The sequence below is a fragment of the Serratia sp. TMDUHS_CL genome (genome assembly GCF_037137105.1).
Classification (GTDB): domain Bacteria; phylum Pseudomonadota; class Gammaproteobacteria; order Enterobacterales; family Enterobacteriaceae; genus Serratia; species Serratia nevei.
The window spans coordinates 21,763-43,062 of the sequence record NZ_JBBBDV010000007.1; the positions used below are offsets into that span (position 1 = coordinate 21,763).

Consider the following 21,300-nt stretch of genomic DNA (forward strand, 5'->3'; position numbering starts at 1 on the left):
CGCCCGTGGCCGGCCGCGATCCTAACGCTGTGCAACCGGGTTGGCAACGTAATAAACTTCATGTTGTTGGTTAAAAATTGTCGAAACATTGTCGAAAACGTCGGCGCCGAATTAAAAAGCAAGAGTCGGCGTGTTTCGCCAACGGCCCGTCACTATGCTGGTTAACATCGAAACCGCAGTGAGGAACGGATGATGAAAAACGTAATCGACAGCGCCGATCCGCGCTGGCTGGCGATCGTCAGCCGCGACAAGCACGCCGACGGCCGCTTTATCTACGCGGTGAAAACCACCGGCGTGTATTGCTCACCTTCTTGCCCGTCACGCCAGCCGAACCGGCAAAACGTGGAGCTGTTCGACGACGCCGAGCAGGCGGAGGCAGCGGGTTATCGGCCCTGCAAACGCTGCCGCCAGGGGCTGACGCCGTTGACGGAGCAGCATGCGCGGCAGATAGCTGAGGCCTGCCGCTATATCGAACGGGCGGAGAAAGCGCCGTCGCTGCAGACGCTGGCGCGCCACGTCGGGTTGAGCCAATACCATTTCCACCGGTTGTTCAAAGCGATCACCGGCCTGACGCCGAAAGGCTATGCCGACGCGCAGCGCAGCCAACGGCTGCGCACCGGTCTTACGCAGCAGGAGACGGTGACTGACGCGATCTTCGACGCCGGCTATGGCGCCAACGGCCGCTTCTACCAGCAAGCCAACGCCGCGCTGGGCATGACGCCGAAGGCTTACCGGGCGGGCGGCAAAGGCATGCGCATCCATTTCGCCGTCGGGCGCTGTTCGCTGGGCGAGATCCTGGCGGCACAGAGTGAGGTGGGCATCTGCGCCATTTTGCTGGGGGACGATGCGCAGCGGTTGGTGCAGGATCTGCAGGACAAGTTCCCTAATGCCGAGCTGATCGGCGGCGACGCGCAGTATGAAGCGCTGATGGCGCAGGTGGTGGGGTTGATTGAAGCGCCGGAGAACGGGTTGGCGCTGCCGCTGGATATTCGCGGCACCGCGTTTCAACAGCGGGTTTGGCAGGCGCTGCGGGCGATACCGGTCGGCGAAACCGTCAGCTATGCCGATATCGCCCGGCGCATCGGCGCGCCCAAAGCGGTGCGCGCGGTGGCCGGCGCCTGCGCCGCCAACGTGCTGGCGGTGGCGATCCCCTGCCACCGGGTGGTGCGCAACGACGGCGCCTTGTCCGGCTATCGCTGGGGCGTCGAGCGCAAGCAAGCCTTGTTGGAAAAAGAGGCGCAGCGATGAGCGGCCTGCTGGCGGCGCGGCTGGCCGAATTGGACTGGGCGGCAATCGAACGCGAACTCGATGCGCAGGGCTGCGCGCGGCTGCCTGGCGTGCTCAGCCAAGACCTGTGCCGCGAGCTGGCGGCGCTCTACCCGCACGATGCGCACTTCCGCAGCTGCATCGTGATGGCGAAGCACGGTTTTGGCCGCGGCGAGTACCGGTATTTCGCCTATCCGCTGCCGCTTCCGGTGGCCGAGGTGCGCAGCCTGATGTATGCACGGCTGGCACCGGTGGCCAACCGCTGGAATACCTTATTGGGCTTGACGGCGCGCTATCCCGCCGAACACGAGGCCTACCTGGCCGAATGCCACCGGGCCGGCCAACGGCGGCCGACGCCGCTGCTGTTGCGTTACGAAGCGGGGGATTACAACTGCCTGCATCAGGATCTGTACGGCGAGCGGGTGTTTCCGCTGCAGGTGGCGTTTTTACTTTCCGCCCCTGAACGGGACTTCACCGGCGGCGAATTCGTGCTGACCGAACAGCGGCCGCGGATGCAGAGTCGGCCTGAGGTGGTGCCGCTGCAGCAGGGCGACGCGGTAGTGTTCGCCGTGCATCACCGGCCGGTGGCGGGAGTGAAAGGCTACTATCGGGTCAATCTGCGCCACGGCGTCAGCCGGATACACGCCGGCCAACGCCACACGCTGGGGGTTATCTTTCACGACGCGCTATAGCTTGCGCGCCAGCAGGGTGGCGAAGCGCAGCGAGATGCGGTTGCCGGCGGCGTCGGTCTTGTGCAGTTGGCCGACGTCTTCGTTGTATTTGAGGATCTCCCAGTTGCGATAATAATGCTTCAGCTCACCCGGGCTGAAGGTGAACGGGAACGGCAGCGGGCAGGGATAATCCTCGGTATCCATCGCCGCCACGATCAGGTTATGGCCGCCGCGCACGGTGCTGTCCTGCATGTTTTGCACGATAGACGGAATTTGCTGGCGTTCGAGGAACATCATCACCACGGTGGACAGGATGAAGTCGTATTCGCCGCTGAAGCGGTGGGTATTGAGATCCTGCACGCTGGCGCTCAGGCGGGTCAGCTGCTCGGCGTCGATGATCTGATTGAGGCGGTCTATCGACGGCGCGTGCTTGTCCCAGGCGGTGACGTCGAAACCTTTCAGATTGAGATAGAGCGAATTGCGGCCGCCGCCGCAGCCCAGATCCAGCGCCTTGCCCGGCGCGATGCGCGCCGCCGCCTCGATCACTTCAGAGTGGGTGCGCGTCAGTTCGTATTTCTTGTGGTAGTAATCTTCCGGCGTGCAGTAAAACGCCAGCCGGCAGGTCATGTCGTCCGAGAAGGAAACGATGCGATGCCACTGCTGCGGCGCGATAAACGGCGGCTGGCTTTCGGGGCTGAACTGCCAGGTCTCGGTGGTGGCGCCGTCTTCGGTCATCATGGCGAACGTCAGGCTGCCGCTCAGGACGGTGAGCTTCGCCCAGGTGCCGCTCTGGGTGTTGTGGCGCTGGCGGAAAGCTTCCGGCAGCGTGTCGCTGTTCCATTCCGGCAGGGTTTTATAGCAAAGCAGCTGCTGCTCCATAAGGGGCTCCTCTGGCTGGGCAAGCAAAGTGATTTATATGATGTATATAAAATACATCTTTATGAGGCGTTTGAACATAGCGGCCTGACGGGAAGGCGCGGCGATATCTTTATACTGGATTGTGCGCGGCGGCTGGGCTAATTTCAGTGCTGTTCATGTCATCACGTTCAGGGAAAAGATGCCGATACCTCGTTTATTTCACCCGACGCCCTTCCGTTGGCTGAGCCTGGCCGCGCTGCTGGCGCTGGCGGGCTGTACCAGTAAAACCCCCACCACGGCGCCGGCGGCGCGCCCCGCCGACGTCAAAGCCCGACTGATGACGCTGATCCCGGCCAACGCCGGCGATCGTCAGGGCTGGGCTACCGATATTACCGCCGCCTTCGCCGCGCAGGGCATCGAGCCGAGCGATGAGAACCTGTGTTCGGTGCTGGCGGTGACCGAACAGGAATCGACGTTCCAGGCCAACCCGCAGGTGCCGGGGCTGCCGAAGATCGCCTGGAAGGAGATCGATCGCCGTGCCGATCAGATGCACATCCCGAACTTTTTGGTGCACACCGCGTTGAAGATCTCGTCGTCGAACGGGAAGAGCTACAGCGAGCGGTTGGATAAGGTGCGTACCGAGAAGGATCTGAGCGATATCTTCGATGACATGATCGACCGCGTGCCGATGGGGCAGAAGCTGTTCGGGCATTTAAACCCGGTACATACCGGCGGCCCGATGCAGGTGAGCGTCGCCTTCGCCGAGGCGCACGCCAAAGGGTACCCTTATCCGATCGACGGCTCGATTCGCCGCGAAGTCTTCAGCCGGCGCGGTGGCATGTACTTCGGCATTATGCATTTGCTGGGGTATCCGGTCGATTACAGCCGGCCGATTTATCGCTTTGCCGACTTCAACGCCGGCTGGTACGCCAGCCGCAACGCGGCGTTCCAAAACGCGGTCAGCCGGGCGAGCGCGATTCCGCTGGCGCTGGACGGCGACCTGATCGACTTCGGCAGCGACAAGCCCGGCTCGACCGAGCTGGCGGTGCGCACGCTCGGCAAGCGCCTGAACATGAGCGACAGCGCCATTCGCCGGGCGCTCGAGAAAGGCGACACGGCCGGCTTTGCCGACACCGACCTGTATAAGAAGGTCTACGCGCTGGCGGGCGGCAAGCTGCCGCGAGAGATGCTGCCGGGTATCCAGCTGGAGAGCCCGAAAATCACCCGCAAGCTGACCACCGCCTGGTTCGCCAAGCGGGTGGACGAACGCCGCCAGCGCTGCATGGCGCGCGCCGGCGGGTAACGACATAAAAAAATGCCGCCGGTGGCCTGAACCACCGGCGGCGCGGTAGCGCCTCAGGCGCTGCGGCGTGGGTTGGTCAGGCCGAAGTTAAAGCTGTTGCAGCGGTTGCAGAACTCTTTCATCACCGGCGGCGTGTCCATCATCGGCACTTTCACCTCGATAAACGCCAGCCGATCCTGCCGCGAGGCGCGTTCCAGGGCCATTTCCAGCTGCTGCGTGGTCTCCACCGCCACGCTGAACGGCTGCGCCTGAGTATTCAGCACCGCCGGCAGTTTGGCGTAGTCCCACGGGCCGATGTCGTTGTAGGACGAGTTTTCGCCGAGGATATAACGCTCGATGGTGTAGCCGTCGTTGTTGATCAGGAAGATGATCGGCTTTTGCTCGCAGCGCAGCAGGGTAGACACTTCCTGCGCGGTGAGCTGGAAGGAGCCGTCACCGATGAACAGCAGATGCCGGCGCTTCGGCGCCGCCATCAGGGTGCCGAGCAGCGCCGGCAGGGTATAGCCGATCGAACCCCAGATCGGTTGGTTGACCACCTTGACGCCGCCGGGCATGCGCATGCCGCCGATGGCGGCGCCCGAGGTGCCGTTTTCCACCACTACCACGTCATCTGCCCGGACAAATCGCTGGATCCGTTGCCACAGATAGGCCTGGTCGATGGGGGTATCGCTCGGCGTCGCCAGCTTCTCTCGTGGATCGGGCAGCGGCGCCAGGGGCTGTACCGGCGCGTCTTCACTCAGATCCAGCAGCGCCTGCAGCAGATCCGCAGCCGCCACCGCCGGGTAGGAGGTGTTGTCCAGCTTCAGCGAGAACGGCTGGATATCCACCTGAGCGGCGGCGGGAATTTGCTGCGAGAAATAGCCGGTGGTGGAGTCCACCAGACGCACGCCGAAGCTCAGCACGCAGTCCGAGTGGGCCATGCGTTCATACAGTTCGGGGCGCGACAGGTTGCCGCTGTAGCCGCCCATCCAACCGGCGGTATCTTCCGGAATAATGCATTTGGCGGTCGGCATATTGGTCAGCGGAATGGCAAAGCGATGAGCGACCTCGATAACCCGCTGCTGCAGCTGATAGCGATCCACCATTTGGTCGATCAACATGATCGGGCGCTGTGCGCGTTTTATTTTGGTTAACAGCGCCATCGCCGCTAATTGCACATTGTATTTATCGCTGGCCGGCAACTGCGGCGCCGCTGCGGCTGCGGTGATTTCAATTTCGACGTCGCAAATATCGGAAGGCAGCTGTAAATAGACCGGTTTCTTCTCTATCCAGGCGCGGGAAATAACGCGCGGAATTTCCTGCGCGGCATTTTCCGGCGTAATCAAGGCTTGAGCAACGGTGAATTGTTTAAAACAGTTCATGACGTTGTCGAAATTGCCGTCGCCCAGGGTATGGTGCAATAGCTGATGATTCTTCATCGCGTGCAGCGGCGGCGTGCCGGCAATGCAGATCACCGGCGAAGATTCGGCATAGGCACCGGCGATGCCGGACAGCGCGGCCAGATCGCCAACGCCGTAGGTGACGATCAGCGCGCCGGCGCCTTTCATTCGGGCGTAGCCGTCGGCGGCGTAGGAGGCGTTCAATTCATTGCAGTTGCCGATAAACGCCAATCGGTCGTCGCTTTCCAGCAGCTCTAGCAGGCTGAGGTTATAGTCGCCGGGCACGCCGTAAATACGATCGACGTTCAGGGCGTGAAGCTGTTGCAGAATGAATGACCCGATAGTTATTTTCATTGATTGCTCCGGATTATTTATCTTTATTTTGTCAGGCGAAAATCAGCAAAAATAAATTGCTGGCGATGTTGTGTCGTTAGCTTTAACAGTTATTTAAAGCGTCGACTTGTTCAAGATAGGGTTGGCAGCCGAAAAATGGGCGGTTTGTATTCGGCGCTTTACGCGATTGAGTAATACATAAAAAGTAGGGGTATTGCGTATTGGCGTGCGGCGGTATTTTTCCTTGATGGAATATCAGCAGAGAAACGGCGCCGCGTTGGCATTTATCATGACGCAGGGGGAGTTTACCGGTACTTTTGATGCCGCGTTAAATCCTGTCTGGCGGTACCCGGCAGTTAGCCTGGAAAAGAAAAGCCGACGCTGACGTAAAGGGGGATTTTGGTGATCCGCCGCACGCTTATTTCAAGAAACCATTCTGTAACCAATTAAAAACAAAAAATTAACAGCGATCATTTTTTATTCGTCGGTTTCCGTCAGCTTTGCTTTACGGGGGCGGCGGTGCGCGCCACGTCGGGCCGGCGTTAAAATGCGCCGCCACGGTCGCTAAGATAACGTGGTGGCCATCACATTCCGTGGGAAGTGATACGTAAACTTTTCTCTACGTGCGCGCAGATGGCGTATACCTACCAAAGAGGGCGGTGCCCCAGTGGCACTGACTGACGGGGGAAAGAGCGATGAAAAGCTATCGACACATTCTGGTACTGATTCACGATGAGCGCGATGGGCTGCCGTTACTGCGTCAAACGCTAGCGATGGTGGGCGGGCTGCCGATCGCTATCACCGTCGGCCACCTCAACGCCGACTATGCGGAGCTGGAGTACGGCAGCGATGCGCTGGTCAAAGATCGCCAGGCGCAGGAGGTGATCGCCGCCAAGGCGATGCTGAGCCGGCTGGTGAGCGCCGTCGAGGCGCCGGTTGCGGTCAAGGAAATCGTCACTATCCGGCGCTTTAAGGACGTCAACGATTTCATTCATCAGGCCGGTATCGATCTGGTGGTGGTCGGGCACCAGAATCGCCTGTTCGGTCTCTATTCTTCTTATTCCCTGGAGTTTGTGAACCGTCTCGATGTCGATGTGTTGGTCAAGCACCTTGCCCGCGAGTCGTGTGCGACAAAGCGGACTTTTCCCACGGCTTTGCCGCCCGAAAGGCGATAGCATACGCAGGCCGGCACAACCTGTTAAAAGTTATCGGGAATTTTCCGGTGCTAAACTTAACCAAAGCACAACGGGCGTTGGATAAATTAGATACAGCTTGATCTTGCCTGGGCTATCGGTAAGAATCTTCGGCCGTATTTTTACAGGAGCTTTACGATGTTTCTCAAACGGACTCTTTTGGCATGTTCTCTGGCGTTGATATTTCCTGCACTGCCTTCTTACGCTGAGGTTGGTACAGAAAGTGGCAATACCGCGCAGGCTGAAAAACCGGGTCTATGGCAGCGTTTTACCGATAACGTGGCGGAGACCTGGAACAACTCGCCTAACCACGATCTCTATATTCCGGCCATCACCTGGCACAACCGTTGGACTTACGATGATGAACATATCGATAAGTACAACGAGCGCCCGTGGGGGGCCGGTTACGGTATCTCCCGCTACGACAGCGACGGTGACTGGCACGGCATCTACATCATGGCGTTCAAGGATTCCTTCAACAAGTGGGAGCCGATCGGCGGCTACGCCTGCGAGAAGATCTGGCGCCCGCTGGATGACAAGGATTTCCGCCTGGGGCTGGGCTTCACCGCCAGCGTCACCGCGCGTGACAACTGGAAATACATTCCTATCCCGGCACCGCTGCCGCTGGCCTCTATCGGCTATCAGCGGCTGACGTTCCAGGCGACCTACATTCCCGGCACCTATAACAACGGCAACGTGTTCTTCGCCTGGCTGCGCTGGCAGTTCTAAATTTCCTGAATTCCGAAAAACGGCGCGGCGGCGAGATAAAAGGAACTTGTCGCCGCCGGCGGCGTCGGAAGGGTATCCCGGCGCGCTGCGCCGATCGCATGCCGTTATTACAGGAGTTTTACCACTATGATCACCAAACATCGTTTACTGCTGGCCTTGGCGCTGTCCGCTACCCTGGCCAGCGGCGCCACTCAGGCTGCCGGGCTGATGGATTCCCTCAGCAGCGCGGCGGGCGAACTGAGCAAGTCGGGCGGCGACAGCAGCGGCGGCATGTCGCTCTCCTCGCTGACCGGCCTGTTGAACGGTGGCGACAAGGCGTTGAGCTCCAGCAGCATGACCAATGCCGCCGGTATCCTGCAGTACTGTGTGAAAAACAACGTGCTGTCGGCTAACGGTGCCGAAGGGGTGAAAGATCAGCTGCTCAGCAAGCTGGGCATCACCAGCACCGAAAACGCCAAGAGCCAGGATTATCAGCAGGGCCTGGGCGGCTTGCTGCAGACCGGCGAAGGCAAGAGCCTGGATCTGAACAGCCTGGGCACCTCGCAGATCACCGAGAAGGTGAAGCAAAAAGCCTGCGATCTGGTGCTGAAACAGGGCAAATCCTTTATTTCATGATGAACGAACGGCGGAGCGCTCCGCCGTTCTTTTTTGCATAAGCTGGAAAAATGAAAAAAACGTTGATGCTTTCCCTGTTGGCGGGGATGACGATGTTGCAGGGGTGTTCCGTGAAATCCAACGATGCGCCGCCACCGCCGCAGGTGAAACCGATCGGCATGGCGAACCCGGCCGACGTGTATTGCACCCAAATCGGCGGCAAGCTGAATGCCAAAGAGAACGCGGCAGGCCAGTATTCCACCTGCACCTTGCCGAGTGGGCAGGAAATTGAAAGCTGGGAACTGTTCCGCCGCGATCACCCGGTGAAAAAGTAACCCTCGCGGCGCCGGCGCTTCCGCCCGGCGCCCGATCAGAATTGGCGATCCCCTATCGACTGCAGCTGCAGGCTGCCGTCTTTTTGTAGCGTCAGCGGCATGCGCCAATCGCTCTGTTTATCCAGGTTGAACGGCCGGGAGCGGAACATGCAGCCGGTCTTGATGTTCTTGATTTTCATGACGTGTTCCGCGTCCGCATTGATTTTCACCTCGAAGCTGCCGGCGGGCGGAATAAAGACTTCCGCCAGCTGCTGCGGCGCCGTCGGCGTTTCCAGCTTGACCAGCACCGCGAAATCGTTGCCCTGATTATCCAGCGTCAGCCGATGCAGACCGGTCGCGGGCAGCCGCGTCGGCTGGTGCAGATAACCGGCTGAGGCGGGCCACGGCTGCCCGGCATTGTCGTGCAGCGGCCCCCCGCACTGTTCACGCGCCTCGCGCAGCGGCATTTCGCGCTTTATCGCGCGGTTGTAATCGGTGGGGGCGGCGAGGCTGAACTCGTCGTCATATTGATGAGCGCGCAGATAGCGCTTGGCGCCGAGCACCGCGATGGCGACCAGCATAAAGAACAAAAATATCCTCAGGCGATTTTTAAAAATCAGCCCGAACAGCTTCCCGGGGAGTTGAAACAGCCACCTTGCGATCGTCAATAACATCGTTTTCCCTTTACGCCCAAGCCGTTACGTCTACGGTAACTTCGCCTGCCTCAGTATAGCCAAAGCGTTGCCTCCGGGCGGCATGCGCCATGAAATGCCTGTTTTTTTACCCCAAACCTTCCTCTAACAGCAACAGCAGCAGGAAGCCGGCAAAGAACATCGCGGTGGCGAACGGTGTCTCTTTTCCGCCTTCATGCGCTTCGACCAGCAGCTCCTCGGTGACCAGGTAGAGCAGGGCGATCAGGCCAAAGGCCAAAAAGGCGGTCAGCCAAAATGCGCCCAGCATGGCCACCGGCGCCCCCAGCAGGCCACCGATGGGCAGCAGCAGCGCCAGGCCGACTATCGCCGCCATGGCCCGCAGCCGCCTGCCGAGAAAGTCTTTCAAATCGCCGACGATCGACAACCCCAGGAACAGCACTTCCAGCGTCAACGCCAGCGTCAACAGCAGACCGGCCTTGGCACCGGCCGCGAAGGCAATACCCAGCACCAGCCCATCGATAAAGATATCGACGCCGACCGCGGCGATAAAACCGACCGGCCCCTGCGCTTTTTCACCCAGTTGCCTAACCAACAGCATTAACAGCACCCCCGCAGCGCCGCCCAGCAACACGGCCAAAGGCGACTGCTGCTTGAGATCGGGCAGGATTTCGGTGGCGGCGGCGGCAAAAACGATGCCGGCGGTAAAGTGATGGATGACGCGCATCGTGGCGGCACCGGGGCGGCGATAGAGTGCCACCGCAGCGCCGATGACGGTGGCTGCGGCGGGAAACAGCGTATAAAGCACGGCGGAGGTCATCGCGTCATAATCCCTTATCGGTGATGTCACTCTCAGTCTAGACGAGCGCCGCCGCTTCAGCGTGGCGAAAAAAATGATTGTTCGATTTTGTACGTTTGTGTACATTTGTGATCACTTTAGCGTCACCGGATTTACGCGATGTCCAAACTGTTACCGAATGAACGCCACCAGGCCATTCTCGACGCGCTTCGCCAACAGGGGCGGGTGCTGGCCCTGGAGATGGCGCAGCGGTTGAATACCACCGAAGCCACCATCCGCCGCGATCTGCGCCAGCTGGCGGCGCAGAACCTGTGTAAACGTATCTATGGCGGCGCGCTGGCGCCGACGCCGGCCGAAGGCCCCGTTGCGGCGCGCATGGCGCTCAGCGGTGATGAGAAGCTGACGCTGGCGCAGACCGCGCTGGGGTTGATCGGTGAAGAGCAGCTGATCTTCCTCGATGCCGGCAGCACCCACCTGTATCTGGCGGATATGTTGCCGCGCGATCGGCGTTTGACGGTGGTGACCAATGCATTGAGCATCGCCGGCAAAATGCTGGAACGGCCGGGGATCCGCACCATCCTGATCGGCGGTGAGCTGGATGCGCAGGTTGGCGGCTGCGTGGACGCCAAGGCGGCGGAAGAGATAGATGGTTTCCATTTCGATCTGGTGTTCACCGGCATCTGCGCCTACGACCCGGACGGCGGCTTCTCCGCGCTGAGCTACCAGGACGCCACCTTCAAAAAGCGGCTGCTGACGCGCGCCGGCAGCGTGGCGGTGCTGTGTACCCGCGACAAGCTCAATACCTACGCCCCTTACCCCTTCCTGCCCGCCGGGCGGGTGGATCATCTGGTGACGGCGCGCGGCGCGCACCCGCAGCTCGAGCTGCAGGTGGCGCAGGGCGGCGGCCAGGTTTGGCACAGCGATTTACCGACCGGAGAATGATGATGAAAATAGCCCATGTTGCCCTGTGGACCCGTGATATCGACGCGCAGCTGGCGTTTTGGCAGCGCTATTTCAACGGTGAGGCGGGTGAGGAGTACGTCAGCCGCAACCGGCCGGGGTTTGTTTCCCGTTTCGTCAGCCTGGCGGCCGGGCCGACGCTGGAGATCATGCGCGTGCCGACGCTGTTGCCGGCGCAGGCCCTGGAAGAACGGGTGGGCTGGGCGCACATCGCGCTGTCGCTGGGGGATGAACGGCAGGTCGACCGGTTGGCGCAGCGCGCGCAGCAGGAGGGTATCCTGCAGTCCGCGCCGCGCTGGACCGGCGACGGCTTCTATGAGGCCGTCATCCGCGATCCGGACGGCAACGCGATCGAAATTACCGCCTGATCACTCCTCTTCGATGCTGGCGAACTGCTCGCCCAGATAATCGAGCAGCAGCCGCACCGCCGGCAATAAACCGCGGCGCGACGGGTAGACCGCATGCACCACGCCGCCCTGCGGCTGCCAGCCGGGCAGCAGCTGGACCAGTTCGCCGCGCAGCATGTCGTCACGCATCATCATCGCCGGCAGCTGAACGATGCCGGCGCCGGCGATGGCGGCGGTGCGCAGCATCAGCATGTCGTCGGTGACCAGCCGCGGCGTGTGTTCCCACTCGACCCGTTCACCCTGCGGGCCGGTCAGCCGCCATTGGTGCTGAGCGCGCGCCGGGCCGAGATCGAGCGTCGGGTATTTACGCAGGTCTTCCGGCGTGTGCGCCGGCCCGAGGGTGCGCACCAGCGCCGGGCTGGCGGCGACGCACCAGGTGCGCTGCGCCAGGATCTTCAGCACCAGATCGCTGTCTTCCAGCGGCGGCGGCCGCACGCGGATCGCCAGATCCAACCCTTCCCCCACCACGTCCACCCGGCGGTTGGTGGCCTCCAGATGCACCGTCACCTTCGGATAGTCGGCCATAAAGGCCGCCACCATGCTGCCGACGCGGGTGTGCAGGATCGCCACCGGGCACGACATACGCACCGTGCCGCAGGGCTCGGCGCGCGTCTGTTCGATCGCCTGCTGCGCCGCTTCCGCTTCCACCAGCATCGCCTTGCAGTGTGCGTAATAGTTTTGGCCGACCTCGGTCACCGAGAAACGCCGCGTCGAGCGCTGGATCAGGCGCACGCCCAGCCGCTCTTCCAGCAGCGCCACGCGGCGGCTGAGCTTGGATTTGGGAATGCCCAGCGCCCGGCCGGCGGGAGCAAATCCCTGGTGATCGACCACGCTGGCGAAGAAAAACAGATCGTTCAGATCGGTCAGCATCGTATCCCTTATCGTTCTACCTGTAGAACGCTGAGTGTACATCTTGCCTACTACTGCAGCAAACCCCGACAGATTAAACTTCTGCCATCAACTTAAGGCCGTGAGGTCTGAAACGGGAGTTCAAGATGAAAAAAATCCTCGGTATTCACAACAGCCCGGAAGCGCATTGGGTCGGTAACGGTTTCCTGGTGAATTCGCTGTTCTCTTATAACGATTTGGGGGCGGAAATGAGCCCGTTCCTGTTGCTGGATCACGCGGCGCCCACCAAATTCCGCTCTGCCTCCGGCACCCGCGGCGTGGGTCAGCATCCGCATCGCGGGTTTGAAACGGTGACCATCGTCTATCAGGGCGAAGTGGAACACCGCGACTCGACCGGCAGCGGCGGGGTGATTGGCCCCGGCGACGTCCAGTGGATGACCGCCGCCTCCGGCATTCTGCACGAAGAGTTCCATTCGCGGGACTTCTCGCGCAAGGGCGGCACCATGGAAATGGTGCAGCTGTGGGTCAACCTGCCGGCCAAGGACAAAATGGCCGAGCCCGGTTACCAGACGCTGCTGAACGCCGATATTCCGGTGGTTCCGCTGGCGGACGGCGCAGGGCAGGTGCGGGTGATCGCCGGTGACTTTGGCGGCCACGCCGGCCCGGCACGCACTTTCAGCCCGCTCAACGTGTGGGATATGAAGCTGAATGCCGGCCACACCACCACGCTGACGGTGAAAGAAGGCCATACGCTGGCGCTGGTGATGCTGCATGGCGCGATCCTGGTCAACGGCGAAGAGGTGGTGCGCGAAACCCAAATGGTGCGTTTCGACCGGGCGGGGGATTCGATCACGATTGAAGCCAACAACGACGTCGCGCTGCTGGTGCTGAGCGGCGAACCGATCGATGAGCCTATCGTCGGCTACGGCCCGTTCGTCATGAACAGCGACGCGGAAATCCAGCAGGCGTTCCGCGACTTCAACAGCGGCAAGTTCGGTAGCATGAACGCCGAAGCGAGCGCCGGCTGACCTTGGTGCCTGGGGCGGGACGTGTTCCCCGGCCCAGGCGCTACACTTAAACCTCAACGCCCCGTCCCAGCGGCGGGGCGTTTCATCCGCAACATCAACCCCCACAGGAGTAAAACCATGACTGCAAATTACAAGCGCCTCGACAAGGACCAGGCCGCCGTATTGCTGGTGGATCATCAGGCAGGGCTGCTTTCGCTGGTGCGCGATATCGATCCCGATCGGTTTAAAAACAACGTGCTGGCGCTGGGTGATTTAGCGAAGTACTTCAATCTGCCGACCATTCTGACCACCAGTTTCGAAAACGGCCCCAACGGCCCGCTGGTGCCGGAGCTGAAGGCCCAATTCCCCGATGCCCCTTTCATTCCTCGCCCCGGCCAAATCAACGCCTGGGACAACGACGACTTCGTCAAGGCGGTAAAAGCCACCGGCCGTAAACAGCTGATCATCGCCGGTGTGGTGACCGAAGTGTGCGTGGCATTCCCGGCGCTGTCGGCGCTCAATGAAGGCTTTGAGGTCTTTGTGGTGACCGACGCCTCCGGCACCTTCAATGAGCTGACGCGTCAGTCGGCCTGGAGCCGCATGGAAGCCGCCGGCGCGCAGCTGATGACCTGGTTCGGCGTCGCCTGCGAGCTGCACCGCGACTGGCGCAACGACATCGAAGGCCTGGGCACGCTGTTCTCCAACCATATCCCGGACTACCGCAATTTGATGACCAGCTATAACACGCTGACGAACGGTAAATAATGCGATAGATGGGCAGTATTCCCTGCCCATCATTTGTATCTAGATTCTGTATAAGTACCAATAATGGTTCACTCGCTATAAATTCCCATCTGTTAATACTTATCTCTTTTTATTGTGATCGGCTGTAGGTCTTTGTGTTCCTATTTTGATTAAGGCCATTTGTTCTGCTATATAACTAATAATTAATGTTAATTCTATTAAATATTGACGGAGTTCTATTTAAGAACCCCGCTTTTTTGCAAGAAAAGCACTTTTGAACGTGTGATTTAAGACTACAGCGACTTAACACAGCAGAGGGACGGTTGATGAATGCATTCAGAGATAAGCTTAAGGCCCATGTTCTTCATGTGGCCTCTGTTGGCCAGCATTGCAATACTGAGGAAACGACTAAGCAGGCATTAATTTTGCCGTTATTAGAAACCTTAGGCTTTCACCCGTATGATCCCACTAAAGTGAAGGCAGAGTATGGTGCTGATTTTCCAGGTGTTAAGGTGGGTGAACGCGTTGATTACGCCCTTTTTTGCCATGCAGTTCCCGTCATGTTCATCGAGGCGAAGTCTTTCAGTCAAAATCTGTCAAACCATAGCCCCCAGCTATCTCGTTATTTTAATGCGACACCAGAGGTCACGGTTTCTGCAATAACCAATGGAAAAGAATGGCGATTTTTCACCGATCTGAAAGATAAGAACATCATGGATGATACGCCATTCCTGAAAATAGATTTTAATAATCTAAATGATTCTGATATTGATCAACTATATAGATTTAGGCACGACCAATTTCAGCCTGAAGCATTGCGGACGTTAGCTGAAGAAAGTATCTATCTGACTTCATTTACAAAAACTATCAGCGCCAGCCTTCGAGACGTTGATTCAGATTTTGTTCGTTATGTGGCAAGTCGTTCTAACGTTCAGCGTCAGCTAAACCAACGTTTTTTGGACACAATAACGCCATTGGTTCGTTTGGCTGTTGAAAAAGCGGTGAGTGCGATGGTCGTTTCTGGCCTGTCAGTGACGTCGGAAAATGTTGTAGCGTCTGAATCCTCAGATGAAGGTGAAACGCAAAACAGACCCGATCCGCTCGCCCCGATCGTTGATCCCGAAAATAGTAAAATAGTGACGACCTTTGCAGAAAGGTGCTTGTTTGACAATGTGGCGATGATCTTGGGCGCTGAGGCAGAGCTGATTGCGAAAGACACGGAAAGCTATTACAGCATCCTCTTTCAAGGGAAGACGACGCGATGGGTTCTGCGTTATTTCGACAATAAGCAACGCCCAACCATTTTGCTTCCGCTTGAGATAGACGATGCCAGGCTGGCTGAGATAACTCGTGCCGGGCTGGAGTTGGCTGCAGGGGGGCATATCATTATCGACCGCCCGGAAAATATTTTGCGGCTAACGGGTTTGATCGTTGATTCTTACCAATATTGTATTAATGACGAAAACTTTAGGCAGAAGAGAAAAGATAAGCAGGAAAGCTAGCTCATACCCCGTTAAGGGGGGATTAGAAAAATAACATGAAGAGTTTCCACGTAGGGTGGCATGCGCTGTGTGGAAGGATGGAAAAGTCGGAATGCTTACCAAATCTTCTGTTTTCATCACGTTAGACGCGGGATGTAAGCAAAACGTAGCGGGGCGAAAAGGTAGCGAAAAGCGGCTTTCTCATGGGCCGGGGGCGGGGTAGCGTAATCCCGAACCCGGCAAATGAGGCTAATTCAATGAAACAAGCAATCAAGATCCTGGCGCTGCCCTGCATGGGCATGGCGCTGTTGTTCAGCGCGAGCGCGATGTCGGCCCCTGAGGCGCCTGCGGCCAAAGCGTTGCCGCCTGTGGCGGATGAACCGATGCGCATGCCGCCTTTCCCGGGCGGGCACCCGCCCAAGCCGGGGTTCTGCCACGGCGGCGAACTGTTCTGCGCCACCTCGGCCAGCGACAATCCGGTGGAAACCATCAACAAACTGACGGCGGTGATCCCGGCGGGCAGCGCCAAGCATTACGAGGTGCGCGTCGCGGTGGTGGCCGTGCCTGACGCCCCGCCTGCGCCTTAACGGGCCCTGTCATCCCGCTCTGGTTCGCACGCTCAAGGCGCGTTAGGCTAAGGCGAGCGTTTATCGGGAGGCGGGATGACCCTTTTAGCACAACTGCCCTGTCTCCAGCCCGGCGAGTGCGCGCTGTTGTTCGACGGCGAATGCAATCTGTGTCACGGGCTGGTGAGGTATCTTATTCGCGCCGATCGGCAGCGGCGCATTCTGTTGGCGACGGTGCAATCCGTCGAAGGGCAGGCGATCCTGCAGGCGCTGGGATTGCCGACCGATCGTTTCGATTCCGTGGTCTATGTTGAGCAGGGGCGCTGTTGGCTGCGTTCGGCGGCGCTGTTCCAGGCGTTGCGCCAATTGGGATGGCCGTATCGCGCGCTGGCGCTGGCGCGTTACCTGCCGCCGCGGCTGGCGGACAAGGTCTACGATGCGGTTGCCGGCAATCGCTACCGGCTATTTGGCCGCAACGACGGCACCGGTTTGCCGGGCGCCGACCAGCCCGGGCGCTATCTGCCCCGGCGGCGGGAACCGCCGGCCTGAGCTTTACGCTTCTTTACCATCCAACCGCTTGAAATATCAACACTCCGGCTCCATATAATGGAACGTTCAGCCAACAAGGAGCGCGTATGGGAATCAGTGAAGAAGAGCACATCCGCCGTTTGACCCAGGAGAAGAACGACATGGGCAATACGGCGAAATGGGTGGCGATCGTTTCCGCCGTGTACTTTGCCTTGATGGTGTTTTACGGCCACCCGACCGGCGTATTGGCGATGTCGGGCGCGGTGTTCATCGTTTCTACCGCCACCTGGCTGAAAAAGCGTCAGAAGGTCAAATCTTACCGCATGGCGTTGGCCAAAATCAGCGACGATCAGCCCTGATAGTCGCCGCGCTTTAGCGTATACACCAGGCTCGGCGCTGCGCCGGGCACGTCATCCAGCGTATCCACCCGCTGCATGCCAATCTTTTCCAGCACCCGCCACGAAGCCTGATTCTCCGCGCGCACAATGGCAGAAATCTCACCCACCTCCAGACCGACAAACCCGTATTGCAGTGAAGCCCGCGCCATCTCGGTGGCCAGCCCCATGCCCCACACCCGGGTGTCGAAGCGATAGCCGAGGTTAACGGTGCGCTGCGCGCCGAGCGGTTTCCAGGACAAGCCGCCAAAGCCGATAACCCAATCCGGCCGTTCGCGCAGGGCGAGCGCCCAGGAGCCGTAGCCGTGTTGCCGCCAGACGGCGAGCCGCTCCTGCAGCGCCGAAGCGGCCTGCACTTCGCTGGTGAGCGGGCCGGCGGGGTTGAAGAGTTGGGTTTGCGGATCGCCAAAGATGGCGTAGAAACGTTCGAGGTCCGCCATCACCGGCGGCCGCATCTGCAGGCGCTCGCTGAAGTACGGGGCTGAAGGATTAAAGCTCGGCATCGTTTCTCCCGGCCGGATCAATGAACAGCGTTCACTGTAGTCCAGATCGGCGAAACGGGAAATCCCCCTCTGCGAGTGAGAGGGGGAGAGGAGCATTACAGGAAGGAATCGTCGTCGTCGTTGTAATCGTCGTCGGCGTAGTCCGTGTCATCCTGATAGTTGGCGTTCTGGAAGCCGTTGTCCTGATTCAGGAAGCTGCCGCCGTCGCCGTTGTTGAAGGTATCAAGGTTGTTGGAGGCGTCGAAATTGCGCATCGCGCTGTCGTCCGGCGGTGCCGGGTTTTCTTCGATAATATTCACGATTTCCTGCGGCTGCGAATGGCGGAACATGCCGGTCAGCATGTCGGCCAATACCACGCCGCCGGCGACGCCCGCCGCGGTTTGCAAAGCCCCACCCAGGAAGCCGCCGGCGCGCGAAGGCGCCGCCTGCTGCGGTTGGGCATAGGCTGGCTGCTGCGGCTGTGAGTAGCCCCCTTGCTGCGCGTTGTTCCAGGCCGCCGTATTTTGCTGCTGCGCCTGATACTGTTCACGCGGGCTTGGCGTACTGCGGCTGCCGCCGCCGAACAGGCCGGCCAGGAAGCCGCCGCCGAACAGGCCGGCCAGGAAGCCGCCGCTGCTCTGTTGGCCGCTGGCGGTTTGCTGCAGCTGCGCGACCTGGGCTTCCAGCTCTTTGACCCGCTGGTCCATCTGCTTGAGCGCCGCTTCTTGAATGATCATCGCCTGCGCCATGTAATAAGGGGCGGAAGGCTGCTCGCGAATATGCTGATTGATTTGCTGTTCTGCCTGGAGATCCCGTGGGCCCGTCTTGGTCTCGGCTTCTTTCAGGCGGCCAAACAGACCATCGATAAGGCGTTGTTCTTCGGATTGCATAGGCGTACCTCGGGAGATAAATAACGGTGCTGGATGATCGTTGTCATCGGTAACAATCACCCTAGCGCGTTTGCATGAACCAATAAATAAATGGCGGGTAAACCTGTCTATGAATTTGTTACCAATTACGGCAGCGGGATCAGCATCACCAGCTTCAGACCGCCGTGCTCCGCCGGATGGAAGGTGAGCTGGCGATAGCGCAGCGCACCTTGCTGAGGGTGCTCGAACGCGCGCTCGCCGCCTTCGCGCGCCATCACGTCATGCTGTTTCCACCAGTGATTAAAGTCCGCGCTGTTGTGCGTCATGTTGCGCACGAAGGCGCGCATCTCTTCGGTGTTTTGGTGATGGCTGGTCTCGGCGCGAAACTCGGCCACCACGCGGCGGGCACGTTCTTCCCAATCGCTGACCAGCGTTTTCGCCAGCGGGTGGAAGAACATGAAGTGCAGCAAATTAGGGCTGTTGGCCACATCCAGCCAGCCGCTGAACAGCGCCGCCGCCTGCGGGTTCCAGGCGACGACGTTCCAGGTCACGTCCAGCAGGTAGCAGGGCACCGTCATCTGGTGCACGCTTTGCAGCACCGCGTCGTTGGCGGTTTCGCGGTGCGTTTCCTGCTCGGGATCGGCGACGCGCGCCAGGGTAAACAGGTAGTGGCGTTCGGCGGGGCCGAGCCGCAGCGCCTTGGCGATGCGTGCCAGCGTATAGGGGGAAATGGACACCTCGCGCCCCTGTTCGATCCAGGTATACCAGGTGGCGCTGATGCCGCTGATTTGCGCCAGCTCTTCGCGCCGTAGGCCGCTGGTGCGGCGGCGCGAGGAGCTGGGCAGGCCGAGCATTTCCGGCGTGATGCGCTCGCGGTGCGCGCGCAGGAATGCGCCGAGGGCCTTTGGCCCGGATAAGGCTTCTGATGACATAGCGTGGTACCTATTTATACCAGGATAACTGCTCATATTGTACCCGTATAGTAGCCTGATTATAGTAGCCGAAAGCCTTCAGGCACAGGCGCAAGCCGGATAATAACGGGAGTAAACATGAGCATCAGCAACAGCCATAAAAACGCGGTAGACCGGCAGTTCGGCGAGCAGGCCAACGCCTACTTAACCAGCGCGGTGCACGCGCAGGGCAAGGATTTGCAACGCCTTGCACAGTTACTGGAACCGCACGCCGGCGCGCGCTTGCTCGATCTGGGCTGCGGCGCCGGGCACGCCAGCTTCACGGCGGCGGCCAGGGTGGCGCAGGTGGTGGCCTACGATCTGTCGGCGCAAATGTTGGCGGTGGTGGAGCAGGCGGCGGCGGAAAAAGGCTTGAGTAACATTCAGCTGCAGCAGGGCGTGGCGGAGTCTTTACCGTTTGAGGACGCCAGCTTCGATCTGGTTATCAGCCGCTATTCGGCGCACCATTGGCATGACGTCGGCCAGGCGCTGCGCGAAGTCAGGCGGGTATTGAAGCCGGGCGGCAGAGCGATTTTTATGGACGTGGTCTCGCCGGGGCATCCGCTGCTGGATATCTACCTGCAAACCGTGGAAGTGCTGCGCGACACCTCACACGTGCGCAACTATGCGCCGGGCGAGTGGCTGGCGTTATTGACCGAGGCCGGGCTGGTGGTGCGTGAGGTGACGTCGGATCGGTTGATGCTGGAGTTCGGCAGCTGGGTGGCGCGCATGCGCACGCCGGCGCATTTCGTTACCGCGATCCGTGCGCTGCAGCAAAGCGTATCGCAGGAGGTGGCGGCGCATTTCGCCATTCAGCCGGACGGCTCCTTTACCAGCGATATCATGATGTTTGACGTGACGAAGGGCTGAAAGCAACGGGGCAGCCGATGAAGGCTGCCCCGTGAAACGCTATCGGCTGCGATGCGCTTATTTTTTGTCTTCCAGCAGGCAGCGGTAGATCAGGCCGCCGATAATGCCGCCGACCAGCGGCACCAGCCAGAAGACCCACAGCTGCTGCAGCGCCCAGGTGCCCTGGAAGATCGCTACGCCGGTGCTGCGCGCCGGGTTGACGGAGGTGTTGGTCACCGGGATGCTGATCAGGTGGATCAGGGTCAGCGTCAGGCCGATCGCCAGCGGGGCAAAGCCTGCCGGCGCGCGTTTGTCGGTCACGCCATGAATAACGATCAGGAAGAAGGCCGTCAGCACCAGTTCAATCACGATTGCTGATTGCAGAGAATAACCGCCCGGAGAGTGTTCGCCGTAACCGTTGGAGGCGAAACCGCCTGCGGTGGCGTCGAAACCGGCTTTGCCGCTGGCGATCAAATACAGCACCGCCGCTGCGGCGATACCGCCGATCACCTGTGCGATAACGTAAGGAATCACGTCTTTCGCCGCGAAACGGCCGCCGGCGAATAAGCCAACGGTGATTGCCGGGTTAAAGTGCCCGCCGGAAATATGGCCGACGGCATAGGCCATCGTCACCACGGTCAGGCCGAAAGCGAGCGCGACGCCGAGGAAACCAATACCCAGCTGTGGGAATGCCGCGGCTAATACTGCGCTACCACAACCACCAAACACCAACCAAAATGTGCCAAAAAATTCGGCAAAAAGTCGCTTTGACATAGATTCCATCCTGCGGAATAGACTAACGGGTGTTAGCACTAAAAACTATAGAACAGCTTTTTCAGTTCATGCAGATATTCTATAGAATTTTCTTAATGCACCTTGAATAACGGCGGTATTAAATCCCCGGTATTTTATTTTGTCTATGAGAAAAACGCCGTTTTTCGCCGTGCCGGCGCGCGTTTGCCGATTTTTTTATCTTTGATATAAGAATTTACCCTAAGCGAAATGACGGGTTATTTTCAGGCGCTTTTTTCCAGCGGTTTTCTCCATTCAATATCCCCAGGTTAATTGCTAATTTCTATTTGCCAGTCAACCTTGTTGCCTATTGCACATTTGACGAAACGCCT

General features: G+C 59.5%; 25 protein-coding genes. 16 read left to right on the forward strand and 9 right to left on the reverse strand.

From position 1 onward, the window contains the following. Positions 1 to 192 precede the first annotated feature (192 nt). The gene (ada, locus tag WCL58_RS14310) at positions 193 to 1,248 is read left to right on the forward strand and encodes a bifunctional DNA-binding transcriptional regulator/O6-methylguanine-DNA methyltransferase Ada (RefSeq protein WP_060440615.1); all 1,056 of its coding nucleotides are present in this window, start codon (positions 193 to 195) and stop codon (positions 1,246 to 1,248) included. After that, positions 1,245 to 1,958 carry a 2OG-Fe(II) oxygenase gene (locus WCL58_RS14315; RefSeq protein WP_336851308.1) on the forward strand — a complete coding sequence of 238 codons (714 nt, stop codon included), beginning with the start codon at positions 1,245 to 1,247 and terminating at the stop codon, positions 1,956 to 1,958. Before ada ends, WCL58_RS14315 begins: the two co-directional genes overlap by 4 nt. On the opposite strand, the gene tehB is transcribed toward WCL58_RS14315, so the two are convergent. Continuing rightward, entirely contained in the window at positions 1,953 to 2,816 is an 864-nt protein-coding gene (gene tehB, locus WCL58_RS14320) for an SAM-dependent methyltransferase TehB (RefSeq protein ID WP_060423195.1), read from the reverse strand. The genes WCL58_RS14315 and tehB overlap by 6 nt on opposite strands. Positions 2,817 to 2,994: 178 nt before the next feature. On the opposite strand from tehB, the gene WCL58_RS14325 reads away from it, so the two are divergent. Further along, positions 2,995 to 4,098, forward strand: coding sequence for a DUF1615 domain-containing protein (locus WCL58_RS14325; protein ID WP_060423200.1), 1,104 nt, complete (start codon positions 2,995 to 2,997; stop codon positions 4,096 to 4,098). Positions 4,099 to 4,151: 53 nt separating this feature from the next. On the opposite strand, the gene WCL58_RS14330 is transcribed toward WCL58_RS14325, so the two are convergent. Then, positions 4,152 to 5,831, reverse strand: a complete 1,680-nt coding sequence (locus tag WCL58_RS14330; protein ID WP_336851309.1) for an alpha-keto acid decarboxylase family protein — start codon at positions 5,829 to 5,831, stop codon at positions 4,152 to 4,154. Between the two features lie 674 nt (positions 5,832 to 6,505). Between WCL58_RS14330 and WCL58_RS14335 the strand changes: the two genes are divergently transcribed. The 4 genes from WCL58_RS14335 to WCL58_RS14350 all read left to right on the forward strand — a co-directional run bounded on the left by WCL58_RS14335 (position 6,506) and on the right by WCL58_RS14350 (position 8,661). Then, the gene (locus WCL58_RS14335) at positions 6,506 to 6,985 is read left to right on the forward strand and encodes a universal stress protein (protein ID WP_060423210.1); all 480 of its coding nucleotides are present in this window, start codon (positions 6,506 to 6,508) and stop codon (positions 6,983 to 6,985) included. Between the two features lie 156 nt (positions 6,986 to 7,141). Then, the gene (pagP, locus tag WCL58_RS14340) at positions 7,142 to 7,732 is read left to right on the forward strand and encodes a lipid IV(A) palmitoyltransferase PagP (RefSeq protein ID WP_336851310.1); all 591 of its coding nucleotides are present in this window, start codon (positions 7,142 to 7,144) and stop codon (positions 7,730 to 7,732) included. Between the two features lie 126 nt (positions 7,733 to 7,858). Then, positions 7,859 to 8,347: a DUF2501 domain-containing protein gene (locus tag WCL58_RS14345; RefSeq protein ID WP_015376789.1), complete on the forward strand. Its 489-nt coding sequence runs from the start codon at positions 7,859 to 7,861 to the stop codon at positions 8,345 to 8,347. A gap of 50 nt (positions 8,348 to 8,397) precedes the next feature. Further along, complete coding sequence (locus WCL58_RS14350) at positions 8,398 to 8,661, forward strand: putative hemolysin (protein WP_004940597.1); 264 nt, start codon at positions 8,398 to 8,400, stop codon at positions 8,659 to 8,661. Positions 8,662 to 8,696: 35 nt separating this feature from the next. On the opposite strand, the gene WCL58_RS14355 is transcribed toward WCL58_RS14350, so the two are convergent. Together WCL58_RS14355 and WCL58_RS14360 are read right to left on the reverse strand one after the other, a co-directional pair. Further along, positions 8,697 to 9,314: a hypothetical protein gene (locus WCL58_RS14355; RefSeq protein ID WP_047728779.1), complete on the reverse strand. Its 618-nt coding sequence runs from the start codon at positions 9,312 to 9,314 to the stop codon at positions 8,697 to 8,699. 106 nt (positions 9,315 to 9,420) lie between these two features. Beyond that, positions 9,421 to 10,110: a ZIP family metal transporter gene (locus WCL58_RS14360; RefSeq protein ID WP_060440611.1), complete on the reverse strand. Its 690-nt coding sequence runs from the start codon at positions 10,108 to 10,110 to the stop codon at positions 9,421 to 9,423. Positions 10,111 to 10,248: 138 nt separating this feature from the next. On the opposite strand from WCL58_RS14360, the gene WCL58_RS14365 reads away from it, so the two are divergent. Both WCL58_RS14365 and WCL58_RS14370 read left to right on the forward strand, forming a co-directional pair. Next, positions 10,249 to 11,031, forward strand: coding sequence for a DeoR/GlpR family DNA-binding transcription regulator (locus WCL58_RS14365; protein WP_060423217.1), 783 nt, complete (start codon positions 10,249 to 10,251; stop codon positions 11,029 to 11,031). Positions 11,032 to 11,033: 2 nt separating this feature from the next. After that, positions 11,034 to 11,417: a VOC family protein gene (locus tag WCL58_RS14370; RefSeq protein WP_060423221.1), complete on the forward strand. Its 384-nt coding sequence runs from the start codon at positions 11,034 to 11,036 to the stop codon at positions 11,415 to 11,417. Here WCL58_RS14370 and WCL58_RS14375 read toward each other — a convergent pair whose 3' ends face one another. Continuing rightward, entirely contained in the window at positions 11,418 to 12,326 is a 909-nt protein-coding gene (locus tag WCL58_RS14375; protein ID WP_049273915.1) for a LysR family transcriptional regulator, read from the reverse strand. A gap of 125 nt (positions 12,327 to 12,451) precedes the next feature. Here WCL58_RS14375 and WCL58_RS14380 point away from each other — a divergent pair, with 125 nt between their 5' ends. From WCL58_RS14380 to WCL58_RS14405, 6 genes are all read left to right on the forward strand, one after another. Further along, positions 12,452 to 13,333, forward strand: coding sequence for a pirin family protein (locus WCL58_RS14380; protein WP_038873171.1), 882 nt, complete (start codon positions 12,452 to 12,454; stop codon positions 13,331 to 13,333). Positions 13,334 to 13,450: 117 nt separating this feature from the next. After that, the gene (gene ycaC, locus WCL58_RS14385) at positions 13,451 to 14,077 is read left to right on the forward strand and encodes an isochorismate family cysteine hydrolase YcaC (protein WP_004928476.1); all 627 of its coding nucleotides are present in this window, start codon (positions 13,451 to 13,453) and stop codon (positions 14,075 to 14,077) included. Positions 14,078 to 14,382: 305 nt separating this feature from the next. Next, positions 14,383 to 15,558 carry a type I restriction endonuclease gene (locus tag WCL58_RS14390; protein WP_060440607.1) on the forward strand — a complete coding sequence of 392 codons (1,176 nt, stop codon included), beginning with the start codon at positions 14,383 to 14,385 and terminating at the stop codon, positions 15,556 to 15,558. A 236-nt stretch (positions 15,559 to 15,794) separates the two neighbouring features. Next, on the forward strand, positions 15,795 to 16,124 hold the full coding sequence (locus tag WCL58_RS14395; RefSeq protein ID WP_025301705.1) for a hypothetical protein: 330 nt from the start codon (positions 15,795 to 15,797) through the stop codon (positions 16,122 to 16,124). 75 nt (positions 16,125 to 16,199) lie between these two features. Beyond that, complete coding sequence (locus WCL58_RS14400; RefSeq protein ID WP_070915503.1) at positions 16,200 to 16,652, forward strand: thiol-disulfide oxidoreductase DCC family protein; 453 nt, start codon at positions 16,200 to 16,202, stop codon at positions 16,650 to 16,652. An 86-nt stretch (positions 16,653 to 16,738) separates the two neighbouring features. Then, positions 16,739 to 16,990: a hypothetical protein gene (locus WCL58_RS14405; protein ID WP_033642017.1), complete on the forward strand. Its 252-nt coding sequence runs from the start codon at positions 16,739 to 16,741 to the stop codon at positions 16,988 to 16,990. Here WCL58_RS14405 and WCL58_RS14410 read toward each other — a convergent pair. The 3 genes from WCL58_RS14410 to WCL58_RS14420 form a co-directional block, all read right to left on the reverse strand. Continuing rightward, a complete protein-coding gene (locus WCL58_RS14410) occupies positions 16,981 to 17,529 on the reverse strand; it encodes a GNAT family N-acetyltransferase (RefSeq protein WP_336851311.1) in 549 nt (182 codons plus the stop codon). The genes WCL58_RS14405 and WCL58_RS14410 overlap by 10 nt on opposite strands. 95 nt (positions 17,530 to 17,624) lie before the next feature. Continuing rightward, entirely contained in the window at positions 17,625 to 18,398 is a 774-nt protein-coding gene (locus WCL58_RS14415) for a DUF2076 domain-containing protein (protein ID WP_336851312.1), read from the reverse strand. A 125-nt stretch (positions 18,399 to 18,523) separates the two neighbouring features. After that, positions 18,524 to 19,309 carry a helix-turn-helix transcriptional regulator gene (locus WCL58_RS14420; protein WP_038873182.1) on the reverse strand — a complete coding sequence of 262 codons (786 nt, stop codon included), beginning with the start codon at positions 19,307 to 19,309 and terminating at the stop codon, positions 18,524 to 18,526. A 117-nt stretch (positions 19,310 to 19,426) separates the two neighbouring features. Between WCL58_RS14420 and WCL58_RS14425 the strand changes: the two genes are divergently transcribed. Beyond that, positions 19,427 to 20,197 (forward strand): class I SAM-dependent methyltransferase, encoded by a 771-nt coding sequence (locus WCL58_RS14425; protein WP_336851313.1) that lies wholly within the window; start codon positions 19,427 to 19,429, stop codon positions 20,195 to 20,197. 57 nt (positions 20,198 to 20,254) lie between these two features. Here WCL58_RS14425 and aqpZ read toward each other — a convergent pair whose 3' ends face one another. Further along, entirely contained in the window at positions 20,255 to 20,950 is a 696-nt protein-coding gene (gene aqpZ / locus WCL58_RS14430; RefSeq protein ID WP_025301712.1) for an aquaporin Z, read from the reverse strand. Positions 20,951 to 21,300 lie beyond the last annotated feature (350 nt).

Bases quoted from the DNA above. Each gene is read 5' to 3' on its own strand.
- ada (WP_060440615.1), top strand. From the start codon at position 193: ATGAAAAACGTAATCGACAGCGCCGATCCGCGCTGGCTGGCGATCGTC.
- WCL58_RS14315 (WP_336851308.1), top strand. From the start codon at position 1,245: ATGAGCGGCCTGCTGGCGGCGCGGCTGGCCGAATTGGACTGGGCGGCA.
- tehB (WP_060423195.1), bottom strand. From the start codon at position 2,816: ATGGAGCAGCAGCTGCTTTGCTATAAAACCCTGCCGGAATGGAACAGC.
- WCL58_RS14325 (WP_060423200.1), top strand. From the start codon at position 2,995: ATGCCGATACCTCGTTTATTTCACCCGACGCCCTTCCGTTGGCTGAGC.
- WCL58_RS14330 (WP_336851309.1), bottom strand. From the start codon at position 5,831: ATGAAAATAACTATCGGGTCATTCATTCTGCAACAGCTTCACGCCCTG.
- WCL58_RS14335 (WP_060423210.1), top strand. From the start codon at position 6,506: ATGAAAAGCTATCGACACATTCTGGTACTGATTCACGATGAGCGCGAT.
- pagP (WP_336851310.1), top strand. From the start codon at position 7,142: ATGTTTCTCAAACGGACTCTTTTGGCATGTTCTCTGGCGTTGATATTT.
- WCL58_RS14345 (WP_015376789.1), top strand. From the start codon at position 7,859: ATGATCACCAAACATCGTTTACTGCTGGCCTTGGCGCTGTCCGCTACC.
- WCL58_RS14350 (WP_004940597.1), top strand. From the start codon at position 8,398: ATGAAAAAAACGTTGATGCTTTCCCTGTTGGCGGGGATGACGATGTTG.
- WCL58_RS14355 (WP_047728779.1), bottom strand. From the start codon at position 9,314: ATGTTATTGACGATCGCAAGGTGGCTGTTTCAACTCCCCGGGAAGCTG.
- WCL58_RS14360 (WP_060440611.1), bottom strand. From the start codon at position 10,110: ATGACCTCCGCCGTGCTTTATACGCTGTTTCCCGCCGCAGCCACCGTC.
- WCL58_RS14365 (WP_060423217.1), top strand. From the start codon at position 10,249: ATGTCCAAACTGTTACCGAATGAACGCCACCAGGCCATTCTCGACGCG.
- WCL58_RS14370 (WP_060423221.1), top strand. From the start codon at position 11,034: ATGAAAATAGCCCATGTTGCCCTGTGGACCCGTGATATCGACGCGCAG.
- WCL58_RS14375 (WP_049273915.1), bottom strand. From the start codon at position 12,326: ATGCTGACCGATCTGAACGATCTGTTTTTCTTCGCCAGCGTGGTCGAT.
- WCL58_RS14380 (WP_038873171.1), top strand. From the start codon at position 12,452: ATGAAAAAAATCCTCGGTATTCACAACAGCCCGGAAGCGCATTGGGTC.
- ycaC (WP_004928476.1), top strand. From the start codon at position 13,451: ATGACTGCAAATTACAAGCGCCTCGACAAGGACCAGGCCGCCGTATTG.
- WCL58_RS14390 (WP_060440607.1), top strand. From the start codon at position 14,383: ATGAATGCATTCAGAGATAAGCTTAAGGCCCATGTTCTTCATGTGGCC.
- WCL58_RS14395 (WP_025301705.1), top strand. From the start codon at position 15,795: ATGAAACAAGCAATCAAGATCCTGGCGCTGCCCTGCATGGGCATGGCG.
- WCL58_RS14400 (WP_070915503.1), top strand. From the start codon at position 16,200: ATGACCCTTTTAGCACAACTGCCCTGTCTCCAGCCCGGCGAGTGCGCG.
- WCL58_RS14405 (WP_033642017.1), top strand. From the start codon at position 16,739: ATGGGAATCAGTGAAGAAGAGCACATCCGCCGTTTGACCCAGGAGAAG.
- WCL58_RS14410 (WP_336851311.1), bottom strand. From the start codon at position 17,529: ATGCCGAGCTTTAATCCTTCAGCCCCGTACTTCAGCGAGCGCCTGCAG.
- WCL58_RS14415 (WP_336851312.1), bottom strand. From the start codon at position 18,398: ATGCAATCCGAAGAACAACGCCTTATCGATGGTCTGTTTGGCCGCCTG.
- WCL58_RS14420 (WP_038873182.1), bottom strand. From the start codon at position 19,309: ATGTCATCAGAAGCCTTATCCGGGCCAAAGGCCCTCGGCGCATTCCTG.
- WCL58_RS14425 (WP_336851313.1), top strand. From the start codon at position 19,427: ATGAGCATCAGCAACAGCCATAAAAACGCGGTAGACCGGCAGTTCGGC.
- aqpZ (WP_025301712.1), bottom strand. From the start codon at position 20,950: ATGTCAAAGCGACTTTTTGCCGAATTTTTTGGCACATTTTGGTTGGTG.